Annotated in this window: 16 protein-coding genes; 12 read left to right on the forward strand and 4 right to left on the reverse strand. The window is 67.0% G+C overall.

The features are described 5' to 3' along the window. The first annotated feature begins 2 nt into the window (after positions 1-2). From VMT65_RS01045 to VMT65_RS01080, 8 genes are all read left to right on the forward strand, one after another. A complete protein-coding gene (locus VMT65_RS01045; RefSeq protein ID WP_326305997.1) occupies positions 3-1,262 on the forward strand; it encodes an MCE family protein in 1,260 nt (419 codons plus the stop codon). Further along, positions 1,259-2,500 (forward strand): MCE family protein, encoded by a 1,242-nt coding sequence (locus VMT65_RS01050; RefSeq protein ID WP_442790156.1) that lies wholly within the window; start codon positions 1,259-1,261, stop codon positions 2,498-2,500. Before VMT65_RS01045 ends, VMT65_RS01050 begins: the two co-directional genes overlap by 4 nt. Then, positions 2,497-3,738 (forward strand): MlaD family protein, encoded by a 1,242-nt coding sequence (locus VMT65_RS01055; RefSeq protein ID WP_326305998.1) that lies wholly within the window; start codon positions 2,497-2,499, stop codon positions 3,736-3,738. The genes VMT65_RS01050 and VMT65_RS01055 overlap by 4 nt, the downstream gene beginning before the upstream one ends. Before the next feature lie 75 nt (positions 3,739-3,813). After that, positions 3,814-4,569 carry a hypothetical protein gene (locus VMT65_RS01060; RefSeq protein ID WP_326305999.1) on the forward strand — a complete coding sequence of 252 codons (756 nt, stop codon included), beginning with the start codon at positions 3,814-3,816 and terminating at the stop codon, positions 4,567-4,569. Positions 4,570-4,581: 12 nt separating this feature from the next. Beyond that, positions 4,582-5,313 carry a hypothetical protein gene (locus VMT65_RS01065; protein WP_326306000.1) on the forward strand — a complete coding sequence of 244 codons (732 nt, stop codon included), beginning with the start codon at positions 4,582-4,584 and terminating at the stop codon, positions 5,311-5,313. 579 nt (positions 5,314-5,892) lie between these two features. Then, on the forward strand, positions 5,893-9,381 hold the full coding sequence (rpoB, locus tag VMT65_RS01070) for a DNA-directed RNA polymerase subunit beta (RefSeq protein WP_326306001.1): 3,489 nt from the start codon (positions 5,893-5,895) through the stop codon (positions 9,379-9,381). A gap of 91 nt (positions 9,382-9,472) precedes the next feature. Further along, a complete protein-coding gene (locus tag VMT65_RS01075) occupies positions 9,473-13,426 on the forward strand; it encodes a DNA-directed RNA polymerase subunit beta' (RefSeq protein ID WP_326306002.1) in 3,954 nt (1,317 codons plus the stop codon). 138 nt (positions 13,427-13,564) lie between these two features. Next, entirely contained in the window at positions 13,565-14,017 is a 453-nt protein-coding gene (locus VMT65_RS01080; RefSeq protein ID WP_326306003.1) for a hypothetical protein, read from the forward strand. Positions 14,018-14,074: 57 nt separating this feature from the next. On the opposite strand, the gene VMT65_RS01085 is transcribed toward VMT65_RS01080, so the two are convergent. Together VMT65_RS01085 and VMT65_RS01090 are read right to left on the reverse strand one after the other, a co-directional pair. Next, complete coding sequence (locus tag VMT65_RS01085) at positions 14,075-14,767, reverse strand: hypothetical protein (RefSeq protein ID WP_326306004.1); 693 nt, start codon at positions 14,765-14,767, stop codon at positions 14,075-14,077. Positions 14,768-14,845: 78 nt separating this feature from the next. Next, positions 14,846-15,799 carry an EamA family transporter gene (locus VMT65_RS01090; protein WP_326306005.1) on the reverse strand — a complete coding sequence of 318 codons (954 nt, stop codon included), beginning with the start codon at positions 15,797-15,799 and terminating at the stop codon, positions 14,846-14,848. A 39-nt stretch (positions 15,800-15,838) separates the two neighbouring features. Between VMT65_RS01090 and VMT65_RS01095 the strand changes: the two genes are divergently transcribed. Then, entirely contained in the window at positions 15,839-16,375 is a 537-nt protein-coding gene (locus VMT65_RS01095) for a CGNR zinc finger domain-containing protein (protein WP_326306006.1), read from the forward strand. Here the strand turns inward: VMT65_RS01095 and VMT65_RS01100 are convergent. Next, positions 16,368-17,216 (reverse strand): LLM class flavin-dependent oxidoreductase, encoded by an 849-nt coding sequence (locus VMT65_RS01100; RefSeq protein WP_326306007.1) that lies wholly within the window; start codon positions 17,214-17,216, stop codon positions 16,368-16,370. The genes VMT65_RS01095 and VMT65_RS01100 overlap by 8 nt on opposite strands. Positions 17,217-17,515: 299 nt before the next feature. Between VMT65_RS01100 and mqo the strand changes: the two genes are divergently transcribed. Together mqo and VMT65_RS01110 are read left to right on the forward strand one after the other, a co-directional pair. Next, the gene (gene mqo / locus VMT65_RS01105; protein ID WP_326306008.1) at positions 17,516-19,039 is read left to right on the forward strand and encodes a malate dehydrogenase (quinone); all 1,524 of its coding nucleotides are present in this window, start codon (positions 17,516-17,518) and stop codon (positions 19,037-19,039) included. A gap of 106 nt (positions 19,040-19,145) precedes the next feature. Next, a complete protein-coding gene (locus tag VMT65_RS01110; protein ID WP_326306009.1) occupies positions 19,146-19,634 on the forward strand; it encodes a PaaI family thioesterase in 489 nt (162 codons plus the stop codon). A 3-nt stretch (positions 19,635-19,637) separates the two neighbouring features. Here the strand turns inward: VMT65_RS01110 and VMT65_RS01115 are convergent, their stop codons facing one another. Further along, positions 19,638-20,645 (reverse strand): aldo/keto reductase, encoded by a 1,008-nt coding sequence (locus tag VMT65_RS01115; protein ID WP_326306010.1) that lies wholly within the window; start codon positions 20,643-20,645, stop codon positions 19,638-19,640. 166 nt (positions 20,646-20,811) lie between these two features. On the opposite strand from VMT65_RS01115, the gene VMT65_RS01120 reads away from it, so the two are divergent. Further along, positions 20,812-21,651: a helix-turn-helix transcriptional regulator gene (locus VMT65_RS01120; protein WP_326306011.1), complete on the forward strand. Its 840-nt coding sequence runs from the start codon at positions 20,812-20,814 to the stop codon at positions 21,649-21,651. Positions 21,652-21,675 lie beyond the last annotated feature (24 nt).

Genomic DNA, 21,675 nt, shown 5'->3' on the forward strand with positions numbered 1-21,675 from the left:
CCGTGGCGCAGAATCCGCTCACCGCCCTGCGCGGGACCAGCACCAAGAGCAAGGTCATCGCCGCGGTGGCCGTCCTGGCGGTCGTGCTCGCGGGCGTCGCCTGGTGGGGCTTCGACAAGCTCAACACGACCACCATCACCGCCTACTTCGACAAGTCCATCGGCATCTACGAGGGTTCGGACGTCCGCATCCTGGGTGTGCCGGTGGGACATGTGGATTCGGTGACGCCGCAGGGCGACGTGGTCAAGGTCGTCATGAAGGTCGACCGCAAATACGACATCCCCGCCGATGCCAAGGCCGCTCAGATCACCCCGTCGGTGGTGTCGGACCGCTACATCCAGCTCGCGCCCGCCTACAAGGGCGGACCCAAGATGGGCCGCGACGCCACCATCCCGAAGGATCGCACCGCGACCCCGGTCGAGGTGGACCGGCTCTACAAGTCCATCACCGAACTCTCGGATGCGTTGGGCCCCAATGGCGCCAACAAGGACGGTGCGCTGAACCAGCTGGTGCGGACCTCCGCCGACAACCTCTCCGGCAACGGCGAGGCGCTGGGCAACAGCTTCACCCAGCTGTCCAAGGCCGCGCACGCGCTCTCCGATTCGCGCACCGACATCTTCGACACGGTCAAGAACCTGCAGACCTTCGTGCAGACCTTGGCCGACAACGACGCGCAGGTGCGGACCTTCAACACCCAGCTGGCCTCGCTGGCCGGGTTCCTCTCCGACGAGCGCCAGACCCTCGGCGACGCGCTGAACCTGCTCTCGGTCGCGCTCGGCGACGTGGCCCGGTTCATCGACAACAACCGGGATCTGGTGCAGTCCAACGCCGATGCGCTGACCAAGCTCACCCAGACCCTCGCCGATCAGCGCGACGATCTGGCCAAGGCGCTGCCGCTCATCCCGACCGCGCTGAGCAACCTGATCAATGTCCACAACGGTGAGACCGGCACGCTCGACATGCGGCCCAACTTCACCGATCTGCAGGACCCGTTCGGTGTCATCTGCAAGATGCTGGACCTGGGCAAGCTGCGCCCCGGCGATCCCAAGTTCGACGCCATCTCGCGTCAGCTCGGCCCGATCCTCAACAGCTGCAAGGCGATCACCGACCAGATCACCGCGGGCGTGAAGACGCCGACCCTGGTGCTGCCCTTCGGCATCCTCAGCGGTGACAACGAGCAGCGCAACGCGGTGCCCGGCTCGGTGCCCGGCACTCCGTCCGACCAGCTGCCGCCGTCGCAGCAGGAAGGTGGACAGCGATGAGCGCCGCACGCATTCGCCGCGGCCGCGCCAAGCGCGTCGCCCTGCTCGCCACCTCGATGGGTGTGGTCACCATGGTGGCCGCGGGCTGTGGCGCGGACAGCATTCCGCTGCCCGGCGGCCCGAACGTGGGCAAGAACGCCATGCACATCGACATCCGCTTCGCCGATGTGCTGGACCTGGTCCCGCAGTCGTCGGTGAAGGTGGACGGCGTGGCCGTGGGTCGGGTCGACAAGATCCGCATCGCACCCGACAACGCCTGGGAAGCCAGCGTGCAGGTGCTGGTCAACGATGACGTGAAGCTGCCCGCCAATGCCCACGCCGAGGTCAAGCAGACCAACCTGCTGGGTGAGAAGTACATCGAACTGTCCGCTCCCGCAAAGGATGCCGACACCGCGCCGCTGAAGAGCGGGGACAAGATCCCGGTCGAGAACACCCGCACCGCCACCGAGGTGGAGCAGGTGCTCGGGGCGCTGTCGCTGCTGCTCAATGGCGGCGGCGTGGCGCAGCTGCAGCCGATCGTGGTGGAGCTCAACAAGACCCTGGGCGGTCGCGAGGGCAAGGTCCGGGATCTGCTGGTCCAGGCCAACACCCTGATCAAGGGCCTCGACGACCAGGTCGACAACATCACCCGCGCGCTGGACAGCCTCGACACGCTGAGCACCCGGGTGGGGCAGCAGACCACCCAGATCTCCAAGATCCTCGACGAGCTGCCCGCGGGCATCAAGATCCTCGACGAGCAACGGCCGCAACTGATTCAGCTGCTGCAGCAGCTGGATCGCGTGGGGCAGGCCGGATTCGACGTGCTGAACCACTCCAAGGACAACCTGATCACCGACCTGTCCTCGCTGCGGCCCACGCTGCAGGCGCTGGGGGCCTCGGCCAATGATCTGGTGACCGCGTTCCCGCTCATTCCGACCTACCCGTTCCCCGACGAGGCCATCAAGTCGGCCTTCGGCGGCCAGGTCAACACCTGGCTCTCGGTGGACCTGCAGATCGGCAAGCTGCTGACGAATCTCGGTGTGGGCCGGCCGGATCCGCAGTACATCCCGCCGCAGGGGCGGCAGGTGAACGTGGATCCGACCAACCCGTACTACAACGGCAACGGGCCGCGCGGCGGCTGGCCGACGGTCTCGCTGCTGCCGCTGCCGCCCACCGTGGCGCGGCCCACCGGGGCGAGCGGTCCGACCGATCCGCTGGGATCGATCCTCGAGCAGCTGGGAGTGGGTGGTCCGCGATGACACGTCTGGTGCGCAATCAGCTGATCGCCTTCGCGATCATCGCCGTGATCGGCGTCGTCTTCGTCGGCGCGAAATACGTTCGGCTGGACAACATGCTGGGCTTCGGGTTGTACAAGGTGAAGGTGCAGGCCAAGGAGACCGGCAATCTGTCCAAGGGCGCGGAGGTCACCTACCGCGGTGTGCCCGTGGGCCGGGTCGGCGATCTCGACGTCACCCCCGACGGCGTGCTCATCACCCTGGAGATGACCTCCGGGGCGCCCAAGGTCCCGGCCAATGCCAAGGCCGTGGTGGCCGACCGGTCCGCCATCGGTGAGCAATACGTGGATCTGGTGCCGTCCAAGGACGGTTCGCCGTACCTGCACGACGGCTCGGTGATCGACGGGGCGACCACGCCGATTCCGGTGCAGGACCTGCTCTCCAGCGTCGACCGTTTCTCCAGCACCACCGACCTGAAGGCGCTGTCCACGGCCGTCACCGAACTGGGCAAGGCCTTCGACGGCCGGGGCGACGACCTCAAGATCCTGGTCGACTCGCTCAACAAGTTCAGCGCGGCCGCCAGCGGCGACAATCTGCAGCAGACCCTCGCGCTGCTGCGCTCGGCCCGCACCGTGCTGGGCACCCAGGCCGACCAGTCCCCGGCCATCCTGCAGTTCAGCGATGGCCTGGACAAGCTCACCGCGCAGCTGAAGTCCAACGACCCGGACATCCGCCGCCTCATCGGCACCGGCACCGACGCCGGATCCTCGATCCAGCGGCTGCTGCAGGAGAGCGGCCCGGCCCTCACCAAGGACCTCACCAACCTGCGCATCCTGCTGTTGGCCATCTCGCCCAAGTTCTACGCGCTCGGCCCGGTGCTGCAGATGCTGCCGCTGCTCCCGCTCGGTGGCTCCTCCACCGCGCCCGGCGACGGCACCACCCACTTCGGCCTGGTGCTCGAGACCAACAACCCGCCCGCCTGCACCGTCGGATACGAAGGCACGCAACGGATTCTGGACCAGATGAAGGCCCAGAACCCCAACTTCGACGACACCCGCGACGACTTCCCGTTCAACACGCAGGCCGGCTGCGCGGTCCCGCAGGGCAGCGAGACCGACGTGCGCGGCGGCGCGCGCGCCGAGCTGGCCGACCCGAGCGTCCCGCAGCCGTGGGACGACAAGCCCAAGTACGACCCGGACAAGCTCAACCTGAACCCGGTAGCGACCCAGCTGGCGACCCTGATGGGCGTCACGCCCAAGTAGTGGCACCGACCCGCGCGCGGGTCCGCGAAAACAAGTCCCAGCGAGGGCGCGAAGAGAGGAAAGTATGGTGGCGGCGTGAGCCAGCACAAGGACAGCGAATCGGGGGAGAACCTCGAGAAGCCGACGACCGAGTCGGTTCCCGAAACGAACCCGGACGCCTCCTGGGCTGACGTCGCGACCTCCGAGCCATCCCAGCCCGCCGAGCCATCCCAGCCCGCCGAGCCCGTGACGCCGCCACCCGCGGCCGTCCGGTCCGGCGGCCCGGACCTACGGCGTCTGATCACCCTCGGCGCGGCCGCGCTGCTGGTCGTCTCCGTCGTAGCGGCGGCCGTGATGGGCTTCCTCTGGTTCGGTGATCACAAGGACGAGACCCGGGCGCAGGCCCGCGACGCGGCGCTCACCGACGCCCGGCAGGCGGCCGTGAACCTCATGTCCATCAATCCCGATGACATCGACGGTTCGCTGGCAAATATCCGGTCATCCATGACCGGAGACCTGCTCAAGCAGCAGGAGGACGGGCAGGATCAGCTCAAGCAGACCGCTCAGGACTCCAAGACCCGCATCGAGGCCGCGGTCGAGGGCATCACCCTCACCTCGCTCAACAGCGAACTCGACCACGCGTCGGCCTTCGCGGTGTTGAAGATCACCCGCAGTTGGCCCGGCGGCCAGCCCGCCACCTTCCGCCAGTTGTGGACCCTCGACCTGGTCAAGGTCGGCAGCACCTGGAAGGCCGAGAAGGCCCAGAACCTGGGCGAGCCCGTGCCCCTGGGCACCGGCGCGCAGAACGCGCAGCAGCCCGCCGCGACCCCGACCCCCGCACCCGGCAACTAGGAGGGAGTGACCATGGCCAACAAGAAGCGCCCCGTCAACCGGGTCACCCCGCGCCGCCCGGCCGCCCAACGTGGCACGGCCGCCCGCACCACCGCCGCGGACGTGACCGCCAAGAACACCCGGTCCACCTCCGGGTCTTCCGATCGAACCGCCGCGCGCGCCACCCCGCCGCGCGGTCCGCGCCTGTCCAAAAAGACTGCCCCGCAACAGTATTCCAAGCCGACCCGGGAGGGCGGATTTTGGCCCAACTGGGGTGTCGCCACCATCTGCGCGGCGCTGTCGGCGCTGCTGCTGGCCTTCGCCATCGTGGGTGCGGTGAATCACTGGGTGTCCAAGCCCAATTCGGATTCGGGCAATCTCGCCTACGTCGACAATCAGGCCACCGACGAGGTGAAGGCCGCCGCGGATCACGCGCTGACCACCCTCTACGGCTACAAGGCCGCCGAGATCGACAAGTGGAAGTCCTCGGTCAACTCCGTGCTGACCGACAAGATGCAGAAGGACTTCGCCAAATACGTCGACACCACGGTCGACACCATCAAGCAGACCCAGACCGACACCCAGGTCAAAACCGATCCCATCGGCGTGACGCTGCTCACCGGTGACCGGGCCGAACTGCTGGTGAATCTGAACATCTCCGCGGTCAAGGACAACAAGCCCGAACCGCTCGCCTCGGGCCCGATCGTGCTGCGCATGCAGAAGGTCGACGGCCACTGGCTGGCCGCTGAGATCACCGACAAGTGACCCGGTCGATCACCGACAAGTGACCTGGGCGATCACCGGCAAATAGGTCGCCGTATCCGTTGCGTGCCGGTGTCTTTCCGGCATCGCGCAACGTCACAAGGTGATCTTGTACTGGGACAGGCGATCTCGCGATTTGTCAACTCGGACCGCCACTTGACGACTTTCGTCCGAGCCGTCACGCTATTCACAACAGCGGCGGCTGTCACAGGGGACAGGACGCCGACGTGGGCCTCGCGAACGCAGCCAGCGGACTCTTCGGCCTCGTCGGAAATCCGTGTGGAGACCGTCACTCGCTGTGTCGCTACCGGCGCTCGGGTCGTCTGGATATCGACATAGACACACCGGGGCGAAGTTGACGCCCACGGATCGCCACGGGTGGTACTTTGACACCCCCGTAGGTTTGGGTGTAGTTTTGGACGTTGCGCTGGCTGCCTCCTGTCCATACCTCGATCGCATCACGAAAGTTCCACCTTCCGGTGTTACTTCCGCTGTTTGCTGCTTCGGGTTCGTTCGGGTCGTAACCAGCGGAATTCGTAGCAGACAAGCGACGGTCGCGGACCACCACGCGACGCGCGTGAGGTGCTGGAAGGACGCATCTTGGCAGTCTCCACCCAGACCAAGGCCGGTATCCCCGGAGCCCCGAAGCGGGTGTCTTTCGCGAAGATTCGCGAACCCCTGGAGGTTCCCGGACTTCTCGATCTACAAACCGAATCGTTCGCCTGGCTGGTCGGTTCAGCAGACTGGCGTGAGCGTGCCACCGCGCGCGGCGACGTCACCAACCCCGTCGGGGGCCTCGAGGAGGTGCTCGAGGAGCTGTCTCCGATCGAGGACTTCTCCGGCTCCATGTCGCTGTCCTTCTCCGACCCGCGCTTCGAAGAGGTCAAGGCCTCCATCGAGGAGTGCAAGGACAAGGACATGACCTACGCGGCACCGCTGTTCGTGACCGCGGAGTTCATCAACAACAACACCGGTGAGATCAAGTCTCAGACGGTCTTCATGGGTGACTTCCCGATGATGACCGACAAGGGCACGTTCATCATCAACGGCACCGAGCGCGTCGTCGTGTCGCAGCTGGTCCGTTCGCCCGGTGTCTACTTCGACGAGTCCATCGACAAGTCGACCGAGAAGACGCTGCACTCGGTGCGCGTCATCCCGTCGCGCGGCGCGTGGCTGGAGTTCGACGTCGACAAGCGCGACACCGTCGGTGTGCGCATCGACCGCAAGCGTCGCCAGCCGGTCACCGTGCTGCTCAAGGCGCTGGGTCTGACCACCGAGGAGATCACCGAGCGCTTCGGTTTCTCCGAGATCATGATGTCCACCCTCGAGAAGGACTCCACCCCGGGTCAGGACGAGGCGCTGCTGGACATCTACCGCAAGCTGCGTCCGGGCGAGCCGCCGACCAAGGAGTCCGCGCAGACCCTGCTGGAGAACCTGTTCTTCAAGGAGAAGCGCTACGACCTGGCTCGCGTCGGCCGCTACAAGGTCAACAAGAAGCTGGGCGTCAACGCCGGTGTGCCCGTTCAGGGTTCGGTGCTGACCAAGGAAGACATCGTCGCGACGATCGAGTACCTGGTGCGCCTGCACCAGGGCGACAAGTTCATGACCGTCCCCGGCGGCGTCGAGGTTCCGGTCGAGGTCGACGACATCGACCACTTCGGCAACCGTCGTCTGCGGACGGTTGGCGAGCTGATCCAGAACCAGATCCGCGTCGGTCTCTCGCGCATGGAGCGCGTCGTGCGTGAGCGCATGACCACCCAGGACGTCGAGGCCATCACCCCGCAGACCCTGATCAACATCCGTCCCGTCGTGGCGGCGATCAAGGAGTTCTTCGGCACCTCGCAGCTGTCGCAGTTCATGGACCAGAACAACCCGCTCTCGGGTCTGACCCACAAGCGCCGCCTGTCGGCGCTGGGCCCGGGTGGTCTGTCCCGTGAGCGCGCCGGTCTGGAGGTCCGCGACGTCCACCCGTCGCACTACGGCCGCATGTGCCCGATCGAGACCCCGGAAGGCCCGAACATCGGCCTGATCGGCTCGCTCTCGGTCTACGCCCGGGTTAACCCCTTCGGCTTCATCGAAACCCCGTACCGCAAGGTCGTCGACGGCCGCGTCACCGATGAGGTCAAGTACCTCACCGCCGACGAGGAGGACCGCCACATCCGCGCCCAGGCGAACTCGCCGGTCGACGCGGACGGCAACTTCCTCGAGGAGCGCGTCCTCGCCCGCCACGGCAACGAGGAAATGGAATACGTCCCGGCCAAGGACATCGACTACATGGATGTCTCGCCGCGCCAGATGGTGTCGGTCGCGACCGCCATGATTCCGTTCCTCGAGCACGACGACGCCAACCGTGCCCTCATGGGCGCGAACATGCAGCGTCAGGCCGTGCCGCTGATCCGTTCCGAGTCGCCGCTGGTCGGCACCGGCATGGAGCTGCGCGCCGCGGTCGACGCCGGCGACGTGGTCGTGAACCAGAAGGCCGGTGTGGTGGAAGAGGTTTCGGCCGACTTCATCACCGTCATGCACGACGACGGCACCCGCCGCTCGTACCGCCTGCGCAAGTTCGAGCGCTCGAACCAGGGCACCTGCGCCAACCAGCGTCCGATCGTGGACGAGGGCATGCGCGTGGAGGCCGGGCACGTGCTCGCCGACGGCCCCTGCACCGAGAACGGTGAGATGGCCCTGGGCAAGAACCTGCTCGTGGCGATCATGCCGTGGGAAGGCCACAACTACGAGGACGCGATCATCCTGTCGCAGCGCCTCGTTGAGGACGACGTGCTCACCTCGATCCACATCGAGGAGCACGAGATCGACGCCCGCGACACCAAGCTCGGTGCCGAGGAGATCACCCGGGACATCCCGAACGTCTCCGACGAGGTCCTCGCGGACCTGGACGAGCGCGGCATCGTGCGCATCGGCGCGGAGGTCCGCGACGGCGACATCCTGGTCGGCAAGGTCACCCCGAAGGGTGAGACCGAGCTGACCCCCGAGGAGCGCCTGCTGCGCGCCATCTTCGGTGAGAAGGCCCGCGAGGTCCGCGACACCTCCCTGAAGGTGCCCCACGGCGAGTCCGGCAAGGTCATCGGCGTGCGCGTTTTCTCGCGTGACGACGACGACGATCTGCCCCCGGGCGTGAACGAGCTGGTGCGCGTTTACGTCGCGCAGAAGCGCAAGATCCAGGACGGCGACAAGCTCGCCGGTCGCCACGGCAACAAGGGCGTCATCGGCAAGATCCTTCCGCAGGAGGACATGCCGTTCCTCCCGGACGGCACCCCGGTCGACATCATCCTGAACACCCACGGTGTGCCGCGTCGTATGAACATCGGTCAGGTGCTGGAAACCCACCTGGGTTACATCGCCAAGACCGGTTGGAAGGTCGAGGGCAACCCCGACTGGGCCAAGAAGCTGCCCGAGGAAATGCTCGGCCAGCCCGCCGACACGAACATCGCCACCCCGGTGTTCGACGGTGCGCGCGAGGAGGAGTTGACCGGCCTGCTCGGTTCGACGCTGCCGAACCGCGACGGCGAGAAGATGATCAACGACGACGGCAAGGCGATCCTGCTGGACGGCCGCTCCGGCGAGCCGTTCCCGTACCCGGTGGCCGTCGGCTACATGTACATCCTCAAGCTGCACCACCTGGTGGACGACAAGATCCACGCGCGTTCGACGGGTCCGTACTCGATGATCACGCAGCAGCCCCTCGGTGGTAAGGCCCAGTTCGGTGGTCAGCGCTTCGGTGAGATGGAGTGCTGGGCCATGCAGGCGTACGGCGCCGCCTACACCCTGCAGGAGCTGCTCACCATCAAGTCGGACGACGTGGTCGGCCGCGTGAAGGTGTACGAGGCGATCGTCAAGGGCGAGAACATTCCGGAGCCGGGCATCCCGGAGTCGTTCAAGGTTCTGCTCAAGGAGCTCCAGTCGCTGTGCCTGAACGTGGAGGTGCTGTCCTCGGACGGCGCCGCCATCGAGATGCGCGACGGCGACGACGAGGACCTGGAGCGCGCCGCGGCGAACCTGGGTATCAACCTGTCCCGCAACGAGGCTGCGACGGTCGACGACCTGGCGCAGTGAGCGATTGGTCCCGCAGCGCTGAAAGGCGCTGCGGGGCAACCGATTTTGCACTTTTGCTCATACTCAACCCGAACAGGGGAAAGGAAGTTACGTGCTAGACGTCAACTTCTTCGATGAACTCCGGATCGGCCTGGCCACCGCCGAAGACATTCGCAACTGGTCGTTTGGCGAGGTCAAGAAGCCGGAGACCATCAACTACCGCACGCTGAAGCCGGAGAAGGACGGCCTCTTCTGCGAGAAGATCTTCGGTCCCACCCGGGACTGGGAGTGCTACTGCGGCAAGTACAAGCGCGTCCGCTTCAAGGGCATCATCTGCGAGCGCTGTGGTGTCGAGGTGACGCGCGCCAAGGTGCGTCGTGAGCGCATGGGCCACATCGAGCTGGCCGCGCCGGTCACCCACATCTGGTACTTCAAGGGCGTCCCGTCGCGTCTGGGCTACCTGCTCGATCTCGCGCCGAAGGATCTCGAGAAGATCATCTACTTCGCCGCGTACGTGATCACGGCCGTCGACGACGAGCTGCGGCACAACGAACTCTCCACCCTCGAGGCGGAGATGGAGGTCGAGAAGAAGACCGTCGCCGATCAGCGCGACGCCGATCTCGAGGCCCGCGCCCAGAAGCTCGAGGCCGACCTGGCCGAGCTCGAGGCCGAGGGTGCCAAGTCCGACGTCCGCCGCAAGGTCAAGGACGGCGGCGAGCGCGAGATGCGTCAGCTGCGCGACCGCGCCCAGCGCGAGCTGGACCGGCTCGACGAGATCTGGACCACCTTCACCAAGCTGGCCCCCAAGCAGCTGATCGTGGACGAGGTCCTCTACCGCGAGCTGCAGGACCGCTACGGCGAATACTTCACCGGCGCAATGGGTGCCGAGGCGATCCAGAAGCTCATGGAGACCTTCGACATCGACGCCGAGGCGGAGAGCCTGCGCGAGACCATTCGGACGGGCAAGGGCCAGAAGAAGCTTCGCGCCCTCAAGCGTCTGAAGGTCGTCGCCGCGTTCCAGACCAACGGCAACTCGCCGATGGGCATGGTCCTCGACGCCGTGCCGGTGATCCCGCCGGAGCTGCGTCCGATGGTGCAGCTGGACGGTGGCCGCTTCGCGACCTCCGACCTGAACGACCTGTACCGCCGCGTCATCAACCGCAACAACCGGTTGAAGCGACTCATCGACCTCGGCGCGCCCGAGATCATCGTGAACAACGAGAAGCGCATGCTTCAGGAGTCCGTCGACGCGCTGTTCGACAACGGCCGTCGCGGCCGTCCGGTCACCGGTCCGGGTAACCGCCCGCTGAAGTCGCTGAGCGATCTGCTCAAGGGCAAGCAGGGTCGTTTCCGTCAGAACCTGCTCGGCAAGCGTGTCGACTACTCCGGCCGTTCGGTCATCGTGGTCGGTCCGCAGCTGAAGCTGCACCAGTGCGGTCTGCCCAAGCTGATGGCGCTCGAGCTGTTCAAGCCGTTCGTCATGAAGCGTCTGGTCGACCTGAACCACGCGCAGAACATCAAGTCCGCCAAGCGGATGGTCGAGCGTCAGCGTCCCCAGGTGTGGGATGTCCTCGAAGAGGTCATCGCCGAGCACCCGGTGCTGCTGAACCGTGCGCCCACCCTGCACCGCCTGGGTATCCAGGCCTTCGAGCCGCTGCTGGTCGAGGGCAAGGCCATCCAGCTGCACCCGCTCGTGTGTGAGGCGTTCAACGCCGACTTCGACGGTGACCAGATGGCCGTGCACCTGCCGCTGTCGGCGGAGGCGCAGGCCGAGGCCCGCATCCTGATGCTGTCCTCGAACAACATCCTGTCGCCCGCCTCGGGTCGTCCGCTCGCCATGCCGCGTCTGGACATGGTGACCGGTCTGTACTACCTGACCCGCCTGGAAGAGGGCGCGAAGGGCGAGTACCGCGCGGCCACCAAGGACGAGCCGGAATTCGGCGTCTACTCCTCGCCCGCCGAGGCGCAGATGGCCGTCGACCGCGGCGAGCTGACCGTGCGTTCGCTGGTCAAGATCCGGCTGACCGATCAGCGTCCGCCCAAGGACGTCGAGGCCGAGCTGTTCCCGAACGGCTGGCAGCGCGGCGACGCGTGGACCACCAAGACCACGCTGGGCCGGGTGCTGTTCAACGATCTGCTCCCGGCGGACTACGCGTTCATCGACGAGCCGATGCCGAAGAAGCGTCAGGCCGCGATCATCAACGATCTGGCCGAGCGCTACCCGATGATCGTGGTCGCGCAGACCGTCGACAAGCTCAAGGACGCGGGCTTCTACTGGGCCACCCGTTCCGGCGTGACCGTCTCGATGTCGGACGTGCTCGTGCCGACCGAGAAGGCCGAGATCATGGCGCGCTACGACGCGCAGGCCGATCAGATCGAGAAGAAGTACCAGCGTGGTGCTCTCGATCACCAGGAGCGCAACAACGCCCTGGTCAAGATCTGGCAGGAAGCGACCGAAGAGGTCGGTAAGGCGCTGCGCGCGCACTACCCGGCCGACAACCCGATCATCACGATCGTCGACTCGGGCGCCACGGGTAACTTCACCCAGACTCGTACCCTCGCCGGTATGAAGGGTCTGGTGACGAACCCGAAGGGTGAGTTCATCCCGCAGCCGATCAAGTCCTCCTTCCGTGAGGGTCTGACGGTTCTGGAGTACTTCATCAACACCCACGGTGCGCGAAAGGGTCTGGCCGACACCGCGCTTCGTACCGCCGACTCGGGTTACCTGACCCGTCGTCTGGTGGACGTGTCGCAGGACGTCATCGTGCGCGAGACCGACTGTGGCACCGAGCGCGGCATCGTGGTGCCGATCGCGGAGCGTCAGGCCGACGGCTCGGTCATCCGCGACGCCCACGTGGAGACCAGCACCTACGCTCGGACGCTGGCCACCGACGCGATCGACGCCAAGGGCAACGTCATTGTCGAGAAGGGCCACGACCTGGGCGATCCCGCCCTGGAGGCGCTGCTCGAGGCCGGCATCACCGAGGTGAAGGTCCGCTCCGTGCTGACCTGCACCACCGGCACCGGCGTGTGCGCCACCTGCTACGGCCGCTCCATGGCGACCGGCAAGCTGGTGGACATCGGTGAGGCCGTCGGTATCGTCGCCGCCCAGTCCATCGGTGAGCCCGGTACCCAGCTGACCATGCGTACCTTCCACCAGGGTGGTGTCGCGGGTGACGACATCACGGGTGGTCTGCCCCGAGTTCAGGAGCTCTTCGAGGCTCGTGTGCCCAAGGGCAAGGCCCCCATTGCCGAGGTGTCGGGTCGCGTGCGGCTCGAGGACGACGACCGCTTCTACAAGATCACCATCATTCCGGACGACGGTTCGGACGAGGTGCTCTACGACAAGCTGTCGAAGCGTCAGCGTCTGCGGGTGTTCAAGCACGACGACGGCTCCGAGCGTCTGCTCGCCGACGGTGACCACGTGGATGTCGGTCAGCAGCTGCTCGAGGGCTCTGCCGACCCGCACGAGGTGCTGCGCGTGATGGGCCCGCGTCAGGTGCAGGTCCACCTGGTCCACGAGGTCCAGGAGGTGTACCGCTCGCAGGGTGTGTCCATCCACGACAAGCACATCGAGGTGATCGTCCGCCAGATGCTGCGCCGCGTCACCATCATCGATTCGGGTGCGACCGAGTTCCTCCCGGGTTCGCTGGTGGAGCGCGCCGAGTTCGAGTCCGCCAACCGCCGCGTGGTCGCGGAGGGTGGCGAGCCCGCCTCGGGTCGTCCGGTGCTCATGGGTATCACCAAGGCGTCGCTCGCGACCGATTCGTGGCTGTCGGCGGCCTCCTTCCAGGAGACCACCCGCGTGCTCACGGACGCCGCGATCAACTGCCGCTCCGACAAGCTGATCGGCCTGAAGGAGAACGTGATCATCGGTAAGTTGATCCCGGCCGGTACCGGTATCAACCGCTACCGCAACATCCAGGTGCAGCCCACCGAAGAGGCGCGTCAGGCCGCGTACGCTGTCCCGTCCTACGACGACAGCTACTACAGCCCGGACGGCTTCGGCACCTCCACCGGTGCCGCGGTGCCGCTGGACGACTACGGCTTCAGCGACTACCGCTAAGGCTGTAGCCAGGCAATAGTTTTCGGCCCCTGCTCCATTCCGGAGCGGGGGCCGAATTCTTTTTCACGATTGTCGGCCGCAGCGCGGGTCTATGCTGTTCGCGACGAATCAACTGCCCCCGCCAGGGGAGGAGCCGACATGTTCGCTCAGAGTGTTGTCGTTGCGGCCGTCCTCGGCGGAGCGGTCCTGCCCCTGTCCGTGCCCGCCGAATCGCCCACGGTCTCGGTCGTGTGCCACCGCGGCGGCGTCCTGACCGGCACCATGGTCCCCGGTACCGGCAGCGCGGGCCAGAGCATTCATCGGGAAGCGGATGTCTGGGGCTGTTCCAGCCCCGTGCTCCCCGGAATCACCTCCGGACATTTCACCGCCGATCTGCCGTGGAACAGTCTCGACGCGCCCTCACCGGGCCAATTCGCTTGGGACGAAGGCAGTGTCAGTCGCGTGATCGGCCAGCCCAATGGGCTGTGGACGATTGTGGACGGCCCGGGCAGCGGCCACACCCTGCGCTTCGATCTCGCGGGCGAGATGAATGTCTGGTGGTACCACTGGAACAACAGCATGGCGGTCGAATCGCTGAGCTTCCTGGACTGAACGGCGAACGGCCCGTGCTCTGACGAGAAGCACGGGCCGAAAGTGTTGCGGGGGAGGTCAGTTCGCCGGTTGGGGGGCGGGGACGGCGGCCAGGAGGGGGCGGAAGACGTTCGACGCGCCGGGGGCGAGGGTGTCGACGTAGGCGAGGGCGGCGTCGGAAGCCTGTTGGCCGCCGGACATTTGGAGGCCGATGACACCGCCGACGACGCCGCCGACCACCGCGAGCAAGGGGGCGGTGATGAAGTCGATGACGAACAGGCCGAGGGGGAAGCCGGCGATGAAGCCGATGGTCGCGCCGATGGCCGCGCCGGTGGCGACGGCGGGCATATTGGCCTGCACGACGTCGAAGAAGTGCTGCTGGGCGTCGACATCGCGGACCGGGGTGTCGACCTCGGCGACGGGGGTGAGGGTCAGGCGGCGGTTGTCCTGATCGATGACCGGGGTGAATTCGGCTGTCTTGCCGTCGATGTCGTACTTCAGCGGGACGGTGGAGACCAGGGTGCCGTTGTCGTCGGTGACGATGACCGCCTCGCCGTCCCAGGTGGCGAGGAAGTGCCCGGCCTGCAGGGTGCTGACCGCCGAGCGGTGGTCGTTGGAGAGAGCCACGTCGTAGCCGATGTTGTGATCGGTGCCCTTGATCTGGAGGGCGGGCTGCGGCGGGGTCTGCACCGGCTCGGCGGCGGCGGTTCCCGCCACCGCGATGGAGGTCAGGCAAAGCAGGGCTGGCGCAAGGTATTTCGTTGTACGCACGATGGCTTCTCTCGAGTTGCGGACTGATTTCCCCGACATTTGCGACAAACTACCGTTATCAACTCGAGATGTGAAGAGTTATGGCGCATTCTGGTCGTCGGCGGGCTCGCCGAGTCGGACGAAAACCACGCCGATGAGAATCAATGCGCCGCCCAGCAATTGGATCGGCGCGGGCGTCTGACCCAGCAGCATCCAGGAAAACACGATGGCGGCCAGGACCTCACCGAGGGCGGCGAAGGAGGCCAGCCGGGAACCCAGCATGCGGGTGGCGGCGATGCCGGTGACGTAGGCGATGGCCGCGGTGACCACGCCGAGCGCGAGAATCGGCACCCACCAGTCGACCGTTAAGCCCTGGAAGGCGACCGGCGCGGTGGTGGCGTGCAGCGGCACGATGCCGACCAGTCCGGCCGCCAGAATGCCGAACCCGCCGACCAGCAGCCCGCCGGTCGCCAGGACGGTGCCCGGCACGGCGTCCCCGGCGTGCGCGGACAGGATGAAATAGGCGGCCGCGCCGATCATCGCGCCCATGGCCCAGGCGATGCCGATCCAGCTGGTCTGCGCGCCGGAGCGCAGGTTCAGCACCAGGATCAGTCCGGCCACGCCCAGGATCGCGCCGAGAATCGTCGCGCGCCCGGGTTTCTGGCTGTGTCGCAGCCACAGCCACACCACTACCGCGATGGGCGCGGTGTATTCGATGAGCAGCGCCACGCCGACCGCCATGTGGGCGACCGCGTTGAAGTAGGCGAGCTGGGCCGAGGCGACCGCGAGCAGGCCGTATCCGGCGAGCAGGGAGGCGTTGCGGCGCAGCAGATTCCAGTCGCCGCGCAACTGGACCGCGGCCACCGGCGCCAGCACCACCGCGCCGAGCAGGACACGCACGATGACGACCGAGGCGGGGCTCCAGCCCGCATCCATGAGTCCGCGGGCCAGGGGCCCGGACAGTCCGAACGCGGCCGCCGACAGCGCGGCACACAGCAGGCCGGAGCGCAGTCGGTTCGACACCACTACCGTGTCATGAGTCAAAGTCGCCATGACTAATGACGCTACGGCCCATATGTGTAATATGTCAACGTGCTTTTCGCTGATGACACGGTGGCATCCATGGCCGCGGCGGTCGAGCTGGTGAACACCGACGACGATCCGGACACGCTCACCGAGATAGCCCAGCTGGACGCCTTTTTCGTCAAGCACGGGTACACCGGCGCGCATGCCCGCACGGCCGCCGAACTCGCGGCCGTCCGGGCCCAGCGCGCCCCGCTGCGCCGCCTGCTCACCGCCGACCGCGACACCGCGGTCGAGCTGGTGAACGACATCCTGGCGCGGCATCGGGCCGTGCCACGGCTGGTCCGCCACGACGATCTCGACTATCACATCCACGCCGTCCCGCCGGACGCTCCGCTGGACGTGCGCATCGCGGTCGAGACCGCCATGGCCATGACCGATCTGATTCGCGCCGACGAACTCTCGCGGCTGTCGATCTGCGCGGACGAGACCTGCGACGGCATCGTGCTGGACCTGTCCCGCAACCGTTCCCGCCGCTACTGCTCGACGGCCTGCACCAATCGCAATGCGGTGGCGGCCTATCGGGCCCGCAAGGCGGTCAGCTGATCACGTCGGCGAGCCGATCCACCTGGTCGGCCGCGCGGCCGTAGCAGTAGAGCATGACCTCGTCCGCGCCCAGATCGCCGAATTGCGCGATGGCGTCGCGGATTTCGCCGGGCGTGGTGAGCATGCCCGCGACCAGGTAGTCGGCGCGGCCGGAGAATTCGTAGTACGCGCCCATGGACGCGCGGGCGTCGTCGATTACGTCCTGCGCGCCGAGCGCGACATTCACCTGGGCGACAATGCGCGGCGCGCCGGAGCGGCCGTGCTCGCTCCAGGAGCGGCGCACGGTCTCGAACAGGCCACCCGCCCACGAGGGCGCGGCGGCCGCGAGAAAGCCGCCGCCCCAGCGGCCGACGCGATCCAGCGCGGCGGGCTGGAAACCGCCGAAGAGCAGTTCGGGTCCGCCGGCAGTGCGCGGGGCGGGGCCGATGGGGCCGCAGCTGTCGCTGAACGGTTTGCCGGCCCAGAGCGCCCGCATGAGCTCGATCTGCTGGTCGAGACGGCGACCGCGGGAACGCAATTCGGTGCCGGAGGCCTCGTGATCGTCGGCGCGCCCGCCGACGCCGAGGCCGAGGGTGAAGCGTCCGCCGGACAGCACGTCCAGGGTGGCGGCCTGCTTGGCGAGCAGGGCCGGATCGCGCAGGGGCGCGATGAGCACCTCGGTCTGCAGTCGAATGCGTTCGGTGGCACCGGCGAGCACGCCGAGGGTGACCAGCGGTTCGGGATTGTCGTAGACCAGGCGGTCGAGCAGGCCGAGGGTGGAGAACGGGCCGGCGTCCGCGCGCCGAGCCCAGTCGAACAGGGCGGCGGGGTCGGAAATGGGGAGTCCGAGACCGATGTGCATGGGATGACCTCCATGAGGGTATGAGTGGGCACAATTGCTTTGCCGCCCACTCCGCACCTCTTCGGAGGCGGATGCTCTCATTCTGCGGCACAACTTCTGGAGAGCATCTCTTGGATTGCGGTCAATATAGGACGATTTCGACCGGCGGCGCAAATTTCGAACGACCGGGCGGCTCGGGCCGATAGCTCCGGGTGCGCGGCGCGGGGTTCGGCGATAGGGTTGCTGCGCATTCCGACGGGTCAGCGACCGGTGCTAGCGTGCCCGTACGCTGTACGAGCTCAATCGGGGTTTCCAGGTACATGACATCCAGAACACAACTGCCGCTGCGTCCCTACGACGTCGTCCTGATCGGGGGCGGCATCATGAGCGCGACGCTGGCGATGCTGCTCAAGCAGCTGGAACCCAGTTGGACCATCGCGGTGTACGAGCGGCTGCCGGAGGTCGGGGCCGAGGCCTCGGCGGCCTGGAACAATGCGGGCACCGGGCACGCGGGCCTGTGCGAACTCGATTACACGCCACAGCATCCGGACGGCTCGATCGATATCGAACCCGCCATCGCGCTCAATGAACAGTTCCAGCTCACCCGGCAGTTGTTGGCGTCGCTGGTGGGCGCCGGGATTCTGCGCAATCCGTCGACCTTCATCAATCCGGTGCCGCACATGACGTTGGCTCGCGGCCGGGCGGAGGTGGATTTCCTGCGCCGCCGCCACGAAATTCTTTCCGCGCACCACCTTTTCGCGAATATGCGGTTCAGTGACGATCCCAAGGTGATCGGCGAGTGGGCCCCGCTGCTCACCGCGGGCCGTGCAGGGATCGGCGAGGCGGGCGAGCCGATCGCGGCGACCCGCGACATCACCGGCAGCGATATCGATTTCGGCGAGCTCACCAATCAGCTGTTCCATTGGCTGCGTTGGCAGGATGTCGAGATTCACCGCAATTGCGAGGTGCGCGGTCTGCGTCGCAACAATGACGGCACCTGGCAGCTGCGGGTGGACTGGCGCACCGACAACGACCGACTCACCCGAAAGGTGGACGCGCGCTTCGTCTTCGCCGGAGCCGGTGGCTGGGCGTTGAAAATCCTGCAGAAGGCGGGCATTCCGGAGGTGAACGGCTACGGCCTACTGCCGGTGAGCGGGCGGTTCCTGCGCTGCGACAATCCGGAGGTGGTGGCCGCGCACGATGCCAAGGTGTACGGCCGCGCGCCGGTCGGCGCACCGTCGATCTCCATGCCGCACTTGGCCACTCGCATTGTCGCCGATGAACGTGCGCTGCTCTTCGGGCCCTTCCCTGGTGCGAATCCCCGTTTCCTGAAGGGCGGTTCGCTCCTGGATGCTCCGGGATCATTGCGCCCGAACAATATCGGTCCCCTGACCGCGATGCTGAAGGAGAACAAGGAGCTGACGTGGTTGCTCGCCACCCAGCTGTTCTCCACGCGGAAGAAGAAGTTCGCGGCACTGCGCGAATTCGTCCCCGAGGCCCGCGCCGAGGACTGGACCATGATCACCGCCGGGCAGCGGGCCCAGATCGTGAAACCGGATCCGGTGCGCGGCGGGGTGCTGGAGTTCGGTACGGAAGTCGTCGCGGCGCACGATGGTTCGATCGCCGCCGTGCTGGGTGCGACGCCGGGCGCGTCGACCGCGCCGGTGATCCTGATGGAGGTGCTCGAACGCTGCTTCCCGCGGTATTCGCGGATCTGGGAGCCGCGCCTGCGTCAGCTCATGCCGACGCTGGGGCAGAGTCTGGCCAAGGATGCCAAGCTGGCGCGCCAGACCATGGCCAGCACCTCGGAGGCGCTGGGGCTGGCCGGTCGCGTCGTGGGGTGAGGCCGTCGTGGGGTGAGGCCGTGGCAGGAAGCTGACATGGACAAAGCCGCGCCCCGCCCGGTATGAAATTGGAACAGGTTTCAATTTCTTTCCGGCAGGAGACGTAATGGACAGCGCCAACAGCGCCAACAGTGCCACCATGGGCGAGCTGGTGATGGCGGGCTTCCAGAAGCTCGGCTTCATCCAATTCACCGGGATCGAGAGCGTCGACTACGCGCCCGGCCGCAGTGTGGTCCGCATGGCGGGGCGGCCCGAGCACTTCAATCACAATGGCGATATTCACGCCGCGCTGCTGTTCGGCCTGGCCGAGACCGCCGCCATGGGCGCGTCCATCTCCGGCATCGTGGACCTGATGGGCGAGACGTTCATCGTCGCCCGCAATGGCCGCATCGAATACCTGGCCCGCGCCAAGGGCGAACTGGGGCCGTTCAGCGCCACCTCGGAACTGTCGGAGGAGACGATCGCCGAGACCCGCGCGAAGATCGCGTCCCGCACCGAGATCGAGCTGGAGGTGCCGGTGACGATCGCCGACGTCACCGGCAAGCCCGTGGCCGGTGCGGCCTTCACCGCGGTCATTCGGCCGCGCCGACAGTAGATTTCAGCGCTCGCTGTCGAGGGTGGTCATCATCGGGGCGGCGTAGCGGGTGCCCGCGACCTGATCGGCGGGCACGGCCGCCTCGATGGTGGCCAGCTCGGAATCGGTCAGCTGAATACCCACCGCCGCAAGGGATTCCGCCCAGCGCTCGGGCTTCCGCGCGCCGATCAGCGGCACGATGTCGGTGCCCCGGGACAGCACCCACGCGATGGCCAGCTGGGCCACGGTCACCTGGTGATCGGCCGCGATCTTGGCGAGCGCGTCGACCAAACGCAGGTTGGCGGTGAGATTCTCGCCCTGGAAGCGCGGGCTGTACGAACGGAAGTCGCCGGGCTCGAACTGCTGAGCCGACCGCAGAGAGTCGCTGAGCAGGCCGCGGGAGAGCACCCCGTACGCGGTGATGCCGATGCCCAGTTCGCGTGCGACAGGCAGGATTTCGGCCTCGATGCCCCGGGTCATGAGCGAGTATTCGATCTGCAGGTCCACGATCGGGTGCACGGCCGCCGCCCGGCGCAATGTCTCCGCGCCGACCTCGGACAGGCCGATGTGGCGAATGTATCCGGCCTGCACCAGCTCCGCGAGCCCGCCGACGGTCTCCTCGATCGGCACATTCGGATCCAGCCGGGCGGGCCGGTAGATGTCGATGTAATCGGTGCCGAGCCGCTGCAGCGAGTACGCGAGGAAGTTCTTCGTGGCCTCCGGCCGGGTGTCGTTGCCGAGGAAGCTGTGGTCCGGTCCGCGCAGCGCGCCGTACTTCACGCTGAGCAGGTAGTCGTCCCGCTTGCGGTCGGCCAGCGCTCGCCGCAGGAGCATTTCGTTGTGGCCCATGCCGTAGAAGTCGCCGGTGTCGATGAGGTTCGCGCCGGAGTCGAGGGCGGCGTGCACGGTGGCGATCGAGGTGGCCTCGTCGGCCTGCCCGTACATGCCGGACATGCCCATGGCCCCGAGGGCCAGGCGGGACACGGCGGGCCCGGTCTTGCCGAGCTGGACTGTGTTGAGGTTCTGCGTCATGTCCACAACATTGCGCGCAGCCGGGGACCGGCGGGAGAGGAGCGTTGATCCAGGGATCGACGATCCCTGGTTACGACGTGGGGGATGGCTGTGGACAACTCGCGAAGCGCTTGCCTGGGATCACCGGTACCTGGATAGCGGGCCGGGGACGGGGGACAGTGGTGGGGTGGACCGAACCGAGCTCGCAGACTTCCTGCGCCGCCGCCGTGAGCAGCTGCAACCCGCGACCGTGGGCCTGCCGCCGGGCGCGCGCCGCCGCACCCCGGGCCTGCGCCGCGACGAGGTCGCCATGCTCGCGGGCATGTCGACCGACTACTACACGCGTTTGGAGCAGGCGCGCGGGCCGCGGCCGTCGGTGCAGGTGCTGGCCGCGCTGGCCCGGGCGCTGCGCATGACCGACGGGGAACGCGACCACCTCTACCATCTGTCGGGGCATCAGGCTCCGGCGCGCGGCGGGGACAGCCACGTGGGTCCCGGCATCCTGCATGTGCTCTCCAAGCTGGATGACACTCCGGCCGTGGTCATTTCGGACCTGGGCGAGGTGCTGGTGCAGAACCGCATGCACACCCTGCTGTCCGGGGACTACTCGCAGAAGCGCGGTCTGGACCGCTGTATCCCCTGGCGCTGGTTCACCGAACCGGCCTCCCGCGTCATCTTCCCGGAGGAGGACTGGGAGGGCCTGAGCCACATGCATGTGGGTACGGTGCGCGCCACGGCCGCCCGCCGCGCCGGGGATGCCGACGTGACCGAACTGGTGGCCCGGCTGCGCGCCGCGAGCCCCGAGTTCGAGCGGCTGTGGAACGAGCACGAGGTGCGTTCCGGCCATGGCCACAACAAGCGGATGATTCACCCGGAAGTCGGTGTGCTGGACCTGATCTGCGAACCGCTGCTCACGCCCAGCGCCGACCGCCACGTGCTGATCTACTATCCCGCGCCGAATACCGATACGCAGGAGAAGCTGGATCTCCTGCGCGTCATCGGAACTCAGGCATTGAGCAGTCGGTAATTCATTCGTGCGGGACGCCGCACC

It is taken from the genome of Nocardia sp. CDC153, assembly GCF_035818515.1.
In the GTDB taxonomy this organism is placed as follows: domain Bacteria; phylum Actinomycetota; class Actinomycetes; order Mycobacteriales; family Mycobacteriaceae; genus Nocardia.

Coding starts and splice junctions, on each gene's coding strand:
- VMT65_RS01050 (WP_442790156.1), top strand. CDS start 1,259: ATGAGCGCCGCACGCATTCGCCGCGGCCGCGCCAAGCGCGTCGCCCTG.
- VMT65_RS01055 (WP_326305998.1), top strand. CDS start 2,497: ATGACACGTCTGGTGCGCAATCAGCTGATCGCCTTCGCGATCATCGCC.
- VMT65_RS01065 (WP_326306000.1), top strand. CDS start 4,582: ATGGCCAACAAGAAGCGCCCCGTCAACCGGGTCACCCCGCGCCGCCCG.
- VMT65_RS01080 (WP_326306003.1), top strand. CDS start 13,565: ATGTTCGCTCAGAGTGTTGTCGTTGCGGCCGTCCTCGGCGGAGCGGTC.
- VMT65_RS01090 (WP_326306005.1), bottom strand. CDS start 15,799: ATGGCGACTTTGACTCATGACACGGTAGTGGTGTCGAACCGACTGCGC.
- VMT65_RS01100 (WP_326306007.1), bottom strand. CDS start 17,216: ATGCACATCGGTCTCGGACTCCCCATTTCCGACCCCGCCGCCCTGTTC.
- mqo (WP_326306008.1), top strand. CDS start 17,516: ATGACATCCAGAACACAACTGCCGCTGCGTCCCTACGACGTCGTCCTG.
- VMT65_RS01110 (WP_326306009.1), top strand. CDS start 19,146: ATGGACAGCGCCAACAGCGCCAACAGTGCCACCATGGGCGAGCTGGTG.
- VMT65_RS01115 (WP_326306010.1), bottom strand. CDS start 20,645: ATGACGCAGAACCTCAACACAGTCCAGCTCGGCAAGACCGGGCCCGCC.